General features: G+C 42.8%; 5 protein-coding genes and 1 pseudogene. 2 read left to right on the plus strand and 4 right to left on the minus strand.

Annotated elements, in window-relative coordinates; genetic code table 11:
* Window positions 1-138: 138 nt before the first annotated feature.
* Window positions 139-3,609 (plus strand): indolepyruvate ferredoxin oxidoreductase family protein, encoded by a 3,471-nt coding sequence (locus tag AWW72_RS14140; RefSeq protein ID WP_062847759.1) that lies wholly within the window; start codon window positions 139-141, stop codon window positions 3,607-3,609.
* A gap of 119 nt (window positions 3,610-3,728) precedes the next feature.
* On the opposite strand, the gene AWW72_RS14145 is transcribed toward AWW72_RS14140, so the two are convergent.
* The 4 genes from AWW72_RS14145 to AWW72_RS14160 form a co-directional block, all read right to left on the minus strand.
* Complete coding sequence (locus AWW72_RS14145) at window positions 3,729-4,652, minus strand: 2-hydroxyacid dehydrogenase (RefSeq protein WP_062847760.1); 924 nt, start codon at window positions 4,650-4,652, stop codon at window positions 3,729-3,731.
* Window positions 4,649-5,404 carry a class II aldolase/adducin family protein gene (locus AWW72_RS14150; protein ID WP_062847761.1) on the minus strand — a complete coding sequence of 252 codons (756 nt, stop codon included), beginning with the start codon at window positions 5,402-5,404 and terminating at the stop codon, window positions 4,649-4,651. Before AWW72_RS14150 ends, AWW72_RS14145 begins: the two co-directional genes overlap by 4 nt.
* 82 nt (window positions 5,405-5,486) lie before the next feature.
* Window positions 5,487-6,275, minus strand: coding sequence for a 2-(1,2-epoxy-1,2-dihydrophenyl)acetyl-CoA isomerase PaaG (gene paaG / locus AWW72_RS14155; RefSeq protein WP_062847762.1), 789 nt, complete (start codon window positions 6,273-6,275; stop codon window positions 5,487-5,489).
* 44 nt (window positions 6,276-6,319) lie between these two features.
* Window positions 6,320-8,122, minus strand: coding sequence for an acyl-CoA dehydrogenase C-terminal domain-containing protein (locus AWW72_RS14160; protein ID WP_062847763.1), 1,803 nt, complete (start codon window positions 8,120-8,122; stop codon window positions 6,320-6,322).
* A 221-nt stretch (window positions 8,123-8,343) separates the two neighbouring features.
* On the opposite strand from AWW72_RS14160, the pseudogene AWW72_RS19205 reads away from it, so the two are divergent.
* Window positions 8,344-8,451, plus strand: a pseudogene (locus tag AWW72_RS19205) (phenylacetic acid degradation protein); the annotation flags it as partial.

An 8,451-nucleotide genomic window follows, 5' to 3' on the forward strand; every position in this document is an offset into this window, starting at 1 on the left:
TAATGTACATACATTGATCAGGTCTTTTTTTATCCCGAACTGTTCAATCTTTTTAATTGTTATGTACTTACTCCAAATATTCAACCGGATGTTGAAAAAACAAGTAGTCAAAACTACGAGAATTCTAAGGAGATATAAATGAATATAGCGACAAAAGTTACTCCAAAAATGATCGCTACTAAAGATGTATCACTGGATGATAAATATATCAGTGATCACGGTTCAGCCTACATGACAGGCATTCAGGCACTCGTTCGGTTACCTCTAGCACAGACTCGCCGTGATGAATTGAACGGGTTGCATACAGCTGGCTTCATTTCAGGTTATCGCGGTTCCCCTGTAGGTAATTATGATAATTTCCTTTGGCAAATTGGAGGCATACTTAAAGATCATCATGTCGTCTTTCAACCCGGTATCAATGAAGATTTAGCAGCAACCGCAATCTGGGGCACCCAGCAAGCCAACCTTGCAGGCCAGGGAAAATATGATGGCGTCACCTCATGGTGGTATGGCAAAGGCCCAGGTGTAGACCGTTCAGGTGATGTGCTGCGTCATGCCAATCTTGCTGGAACTTCTGAACATGGCGGTGTGGTCGCTTTATTTGGTGATGATCACTCCTGTAAATCATCTACGGTTCCACACCAATCTGAACATGTCATGATTGGCTGCGGTCTTCCGATTTTCTATCCAACCTCAGTACAACATATTCTTGATCTGGGTGTGCATGCAGTTGCAATGTCCCGTTTTGCTGGGGTATGGACCTCAATGAAACTGGTCAGTGAAATTGTAGAAACTTCGGCTTCGGTCAATGTTGATTTAGATCGAGTCGTTCCCATAATTCCAGAAGATGTCGATTTCCCTGCTGATGGTGTCAATATTCGCTGGCCTGATCATGGCATTCAGCAAGAACAACGCCTGTATCAACATCGTTTACCTGCTGTACTGGCCTATGCACGTGCCAATCAGTTGAATCAGACCACTTGGCCTTGTGAAAATGCCCGCATCGGGATTGTTGCCAGTGGTAAAGGCTATCTCGATACCATTGAAGCTTTACGCATTTTAGGAATTGAGAATGAAACGGCTCAACAACTTGGGCTACGGGTTTATCAAGTTGGGTTGATCTGGCCTTTAGAACCGCAAGGTATTCGTGAATTTGCCGAAGGACTAAAAGAGCTGATTGTGGTTGAAGAGAAACGCCCTATTCTTGAATCACAGATCAAAGATGAACTGTATTCCCTGCCTGATGAGAAACGTCCACATGTCATTGGCAAAGCAATTCATGGTAAAGGTGAATGGAGTACCTCCATCGAGGAGGCACCGCTGATTGGTCATTATGAGTTCCAACCCGAACCGATTGCCAAAATGCTGGCAGCACGTTTTCTACAACTCGATTTACCAGAGAATTTAAGACAACAAATTCAGAATCGCATCGATTTATTGCAAAAAGCAGAACAAGAGTCACGCCGTGTGCTGGATCTGGCAGACCGCAAACCTTATTTCTGTAGCGGTTGTCCGCATAATACCTCCACCGTGGTGCCAGAAGGCAGTCGCGCCCTAGGCGGTATCGGTTGTCACTATATTGCGGTGTCACTGGATCGCGGAACGGAAACTTTCTCGCAAATGGGCGGTGAAGGCGTGAGCTGGGCGGGTGCATCGCACTTTACCAATGAAAAGCATATTTTTGCCAATCTCGGTGATGGAACCTACTTCCATTCAGGCTATTTGGCAATTCGACAAGCCATTGCAGCCAATATCAATATCACCTATAAAATCCTTTATAACGATGCAGTTGCCATGACTGGCGGACAACATGTCGATGGACATTTGAGTGTCGCACAACTGACTCGCCAGCTTGATGCGGAAGGGATTAAAAAACAGATCATCGTAACGGATGAACCAGCGTTGATTCATGCAGAAGAACACCTTGCGCCCAATGTAGAAATCCGCCACAGAAATGATTTGGACACCGTGCAACGTGAATTGCGTGAGATTTCTGGTGTCACCGCTTTAATTTATGTTCAGACCTGTGCCAGTGAAAAACGTCGTCGCCGTAAACGTGATGCTTACCCTGACCCTGCTGAACGCCTTTACATCAATAGTGATATCTGTGAAGGCTGTGGCGATTGCTCGAAAAAATCAAATTGTCTTTCAATTGAGCCAGTAGAAACGGCTTTGGGCACCAAACGTCAAATTAACCAAAGCAGCTGTAATAAAGACTTTACCTGTGTCGAAGGTTTCTGCCCAAGTTTTGTGACGGTACATACCCGTGATATGAAACGTCCAGCCAAGTTTGAGGGTTTTGCTACGGGTTGGCCTGAACGTCCGATTCTTCCTCAACTTGATACAACACCAAGCCGAATCATGGTCGGTGGTGTGGGTGGTACTGGTGTGGTCACCGTCGGCGCATTATTGGGAATGGCCGCGCATCTGGAAGGTAAAGCAGCACGCGTCATGGACATGGCAGGACTGGCTCAAAAAGGTGGTACAGTTTATTCCTATGTTCAATTGGCCTCAGATGACGAGCAAATTTCCGCAACTAAAATCCCTGCGGGTCAATGTGACCTTCTTATTGGTGCTGATGCAGTGGTGGCAGGCAGTAATGCAGCCTTGTCACGTTTAAAACCAAATGCAATGGTCATTGTCAATGAAGATGGCTCACCGACATCTGACTTTATTAATAAACGTGACTGGTTTGCGCCAATTACGGATTTGATCAATCGTCTTCGTGGTCATGTTGATCAAGGTAAACTGGTGTCTTTACCTGCTGCGCGTATTGCCACCCAGGTCTTGGGTGATGCCATCTTTGCCAATCAGATTTTGCTGGGAATGGCATGGCAATCTGGTCAGATTCCATTACTGCGCGAAAGTATTGAAAAAGCGATTCAACTGAATGGCACAGCAGTTGAAAAGAATCTTGAAGCTTTCCGCGTAGGTTGTCATCTTGCAAGCGATCCAGATCTGGCGAAGCGTCTACTCGACAGTCTGCCAAAACAGAATGCACCGCAAACGCTGCCAGAACTGATTCATGATCGTTCAGTCCGTTTGCAAGATTATTGGAATGATGCTTATGCTGATACATATAGAAATCTTGCAGAACAAGCGTCTAAAATGTTGCCTGAAGCGCTTGCAACCACAATCGCTACACAGCTGTATCGTGTAATGGCCTATAAAGATGAATATGAAGTTGCCCGCTTGCTGACAGGCGCAAGCTTTAAAAAATCAATCGAATCGCAATTCGGGCGTGGTGTGCGTTTATCCTACCACCTCGCACCACCGACACTGGGTACCAATGTACGTAAACGTATTTTTGGTTACTGGATGCGTTTCCCTATGATGCTACTTGCCCGCTTACAATGGCTGCGCGAAACCTTCCTTGATCCATTTGCACGTCAAGAAGAACGCCAACATGAACATGCATGGCGTGATCGTTACATTGGATTTGTGAAAGCACTTGTTGCAGCACCACAACAGTATGATTTGACAGTAGCTGCACAAATTGCCGAGCTTCCTGCAGAAGTACGCGGCTTTGGTCATGTCAAAATGCAGTCGATGCAAAGCGCAAATCAACGTTGGGATGAGCTATCTAAAGAACTCAGTAATAAAGGCTAATATCTTAAAATCAATCACCGACTGGGCATGTCAAATAACAAATGATAGGCTCAGTCAGTCGATTCACAATTAAAAGTTGGTAGGACTGACTAATGATTTGAACTGAGAATATTTATCCATTAATACCCCTTCAAAGTGTCCACCTGATTTAATAATGCTTGCCCTTGAATAACACGCTGATCATTTTCTAAAATTTGGTTCACCACAACCGACCAAGGTGCATGTGACGCAACATGTGGCGTGATCACCACTTTTTCATGTTGCCAAAGTGGATGATTTTCAACTAAGGGTTCTTTGCTAAAAACATCCAGAATCGCGCCACGTAAACGTCCAGAATCCAGATAATTTATTAAATCCTGCTCAACTAGGTGCTGACCACGACCACAATTGATGATACAGGCCTGTTCAGGAAGCTGATCGAATAAAGATTTTGATAAAATACCCTGATTATTTTCCGTAAGTGGCAATAAATTAATCAGAATTTCAGCCTGTCCCAAAAACATATCAAAATCTTCATCGCCTGCATAACAGCTCACATGTGCAATATTTTTCGGGCTACGAGACCAACCAGATACTTGATAGCCGAGCGCAGCAAATTGCTTGGCCATATATCCGCCCATTTGCCCCAAGCCCATAATTCCAATTTTCAATTCAGCATGTTCTCGTTGCGGATACTGCCGCCAACGTTGTTGCCGCTTTTGTACAAAAGCCTGATCAAAAAAACGTTGATAATATAAAACGCCCCATTGCAAATAATCGAACATTCCCTTTTGATGAAGCTGATCAACCACTCGGCATACTTTATATTGTGTACCAATTCGATCTAAATTGAGGTGTTCAACGCCCGCCGCCATCGAATGAATCAATTTTAATTCAGGCAACTTTTCTAAATGATCTAAATCTGGAAACCACGACACAGCAGTCGTTGCATAAATCGCCTGTTCGCTGTCGGCTAGGCAATAGGAGCCTTGTGGTGCGTATTGTAAAAAGGCATCTTCAAGCCATTTTTGAACTTTTGGTACAGTAGTGGAAATCACAATCATGCGCAGTATTCCTCACGCTGCTGTTCAATTAAAGACAAGGCCGCATTCCAGGCATTTAAAATAATCTGTTCCACACCTTTTGATTCGAACTGCTTGGTTGTATGTTCACATACCAGTTCGGAAGGAAAATGCAATTCTGCCCCACCTGCAAGTGCCTTAATTTGCGCCTGACATGCACGTTCTAAAAAATAAATTTCATGAAATGCACGCTGTACACTATCTCCTGTTGCCAACAATCCATGATTTCTTAAAATCATGACACGATGATCACCCAGATCCTGCACCAGTCGTGTCCTCTCTTCAGTCGATAGTGCGACACCTTCATATTCGTGATAACTGACTTTTTTATAAAATTTTAGTGCGTGTTGCGATATTGGCAACAAACCATGCTTCTGTGCTGAAACTGCAATTCCATCTGCGGTGTGAGTATGAATCACACAGTGAACGTCGGGACGAGCGGCATGCAATGCTGAATGAATAACAAAACCAGCAACATTCACCGTTTTACCTGCATCATAATGTTCTACGATATTGCCTTCACCATCAATTTTAACCAAATCAGAGGCTTTCATTTTTTCGAATGGAATACCGTAGTGATTAATCAGAAAATGCCCATTCTCATCTGGTACACGTAGGCTGATATGAGTATCAATAAGATCTGTCATCCGATAATAAGCAATTAACCGATATAAGGCTGCTAACTGACAGCGAGCATCCCATTCATTTACCGATACAATCTCTTTTAGACTCATGTTATATCCCTATTTGAAGTACTTTCGACCTAAAGTACTGTTTTCATTTTCCAGAACTAAATATTATTAATATCTAATACTTCTAGCTAAAGTCTGGTTTTCTCTTTTCCATAAAGGCAGCCACTCCTTCTTTATAATTATCCGATTGTCCTGCAATACGTTGAAATTCACGCTCCAGTTGCAATTGCTCAACAAAACTGTTGTCTGTTGCGCAGTTTAAAGCTTTTTTAATTAATGCAATCGAACTACTGGGCTGCTCAGCTAACTGTTCAGCCAATGTGGTAACACTCGCTTCGAAAAGTTCATCTTCATAAACCTCCCAAATCAATCCCCAATTCAAGGCTTTTTGAGCAGATAACTTATCACCCAACATGGTGAGCCCTTTTGCGCGGGCCAAACCGATCAAATGCGGTAAATTCCATGTGCCACCTGCATCAGGAATTAAACCAACTTTGCAAAAAGACTGTATAAATGAAGCAGACTGTTTCGCCACCACCAAATCACAAGCTAAAGCCAAATTGGCGCCTGCACCAGCAGCCACACCATTCACCGCAGCGATTACAGGTTTAGCCATGTCTGTAATTTTAAGTACCAGCGGATTATAGAATTTTTCTAAAGCCGCACCTGCATCATAATCTGGCGCAGCTATGACATCATGACTTCTTGATCTTAAATCCTGTCCAGCGCAAAAACCTTTACCTGCACCAGAAATCACAATAACTTTTACTTCTTTTGCAACCGCCCACAGGTCTAAAACTGCCGCAATTTCAAGGTGCATTTGTTCATTGAAACTATTCAGCACTTCTGGGCGATTAAGCGTCAAATAACCGACACGGTTGTGTTGACGAATCAAAATATGTTCAAAATCCATTTCTAGTTACTCTCTGAAAAAAATTTACAATCCGTGGACCAGACTCAGAATGAAAAAGCATCTTGATCAAGTTCCATCACTGACTCTGCTCCAGAAGCAATAGAAGCCGCATGTGCTTGTGTACGATGTAATAGCTTCTGAAAGAAGAACTTCGCTGTGCTGAGCTTGGCCTGATAGAATTTTTGTTCTTGCGTGCCATCAGCCAATTTTTCATGGGCAACTTGCGCCATACGTGCCCAGAGATAGGCGAATACCACATAGCTGGAAAAATACAGATAATCAACTGAAGCCGCACCAATTTCTTCAGGATTTTGCTTGGCTTTTTGTGCAACGTCTTCGGTAATAGATAACCACTGCTGCTTCAATTCAGCCAGTTTTTCCGTATAAGCAGACAATGCTGTATTTAACTGATTTGTCGCAATAAACTGCTCAATTAAATCGGTCATGTTTTTTAGCAGTTTTCTATCAGACTTCAGCACTTTGCGCGCCAGTAAATCTAAAGACTGAATTTCGGTCGTGCCTTCATATAAGGTGGATATCCTTGCATCACGTACAGTTTGCTCCATCCCGTGTTCAACAATAAAGCCATGCCCACCAAAGACCTGCACCCCATGCTTAGCGGACTCATTCCCCGATTCAGTTAAAAATGCTTTGGCTATTGGAGTTAAAAAGGCCAATAACTCATCCGAAATTTTCCGCTGCTCGGGATCATCTGAAGTCTCAACAATATCGACATGCTGAGCCAGAAAATAGGCTAATGCACGTCCACCTTCTGAAAATGCTTTTTGAGTCATTAACATGGAACGTACAGCAGGATGAACAATAATGGGGTCCGCATTTTTATCAGGACATTTTGCTCCAGATAAAGAACGCATTGCCAAGCGATCTTTTGCATAAGCTAAAGCACCTTGAAATGAAATCTCAGAGGCAGCGAGTCCTTGTACTGCGGTTCCAATACGTGCGGTGTTCATAAAGGTAAACATACAATTGAGCCCGCGATTTACAGGACCAATCAAATAACCTTTCGCACCATCAAAATTCAGTACGCAGGTGGCATTTCCATGAATACCCATTTTATGTTCAATCGCGCTACAGACGACTTTATTACGGTCTTCTAAATTACCATCATCATCCACATTAAATTTAGGCACAATAAATAAAGAAATACCTTTAGTCCCTGCGGGTGCCTGAGGCAAACGAGCTAAAACAATATGAATAATATTTTCAGAAAGATCGTGTTCACCCGCCGATATAAAAATCTTTTCCCCCGTAATGGAGTAGCTACCATCCGGATTTGGTTCTGCTTTTGTTCTAATTAATCCAAGGTCCGAACCCGCATGTGATTCGGTTAAACACATGGTTCCAGTCCAGACTCCGCTAATGAGTTTAGTCAAATACTGCTGTTTTTGTTGCTCAGTACCATGATGCTCAATGGTTCTCATTGCGCCATGAGACAAACCCGGATACATTGCCCACGCCCAATTAGAACCACATAACATTTCAGAAATAGCGATCCGCAACAATGTCGGTAAGCCTTGCCCACCATATTCTGGATCGGCCGTTAACGAGGTAAAACCTAACTCAGCATATTTTTGGTAGGCTTCTTTAAAACCTTTCGGCGTTGTGACTACGCCTTGATTTAAATGACATCCTTCCTGATCACCATTTTGGTTAATCGGTGCCAACTCATTTTCACAAAAATCTGCTGCTGCTTCTAAATATTGATCAATTAATTCTCGATTTACGCTTTCCTGATATTTGCTTAAACCTTGGTAGTTCTGTTCTGTTTGAAGCATTTCATGCAGCACAAATTGCATATCACGTAATGGAGCTTTATATAAAGGCATAGTTTTTCCCTTCCACGTTACTGCCTTCGTTAGGGGGCAGATATCGTTTTTTCCTTAAATGGACTTTTATTGTTTCAATCTCACCAAAATATCAAAAAATTTCTTATAGCAAAATATATTTCCACTGATTCAACAAAATTATCGTAAAATCTCTATAAAGAAAGACCATAAGCACATGTTTTAAAATAAAAATATACGTATTGTGGTTAGATTGCTTAATCATCCAAGGACGATTCATGGAAAGCCCGAAATACACAGGTCTTGAGTTTTTAACCGCTTTAAAAAATGGTGAAGTTTCTCCATCACCTATGGCTCACACCATACCGATG

The sequence above is a fragment of the Acinetobacter sp. NRRL B-65365 genome (assembly GCF_001605865.1).
In the GTDB taxonomy this organism is placed as follows: Bacteria; Pseudomonadota; Gammaproteobacteria; order Pseudomonadales; family Moraxellaceae; genus Acinetobacter; species Acinetobacter vivianii.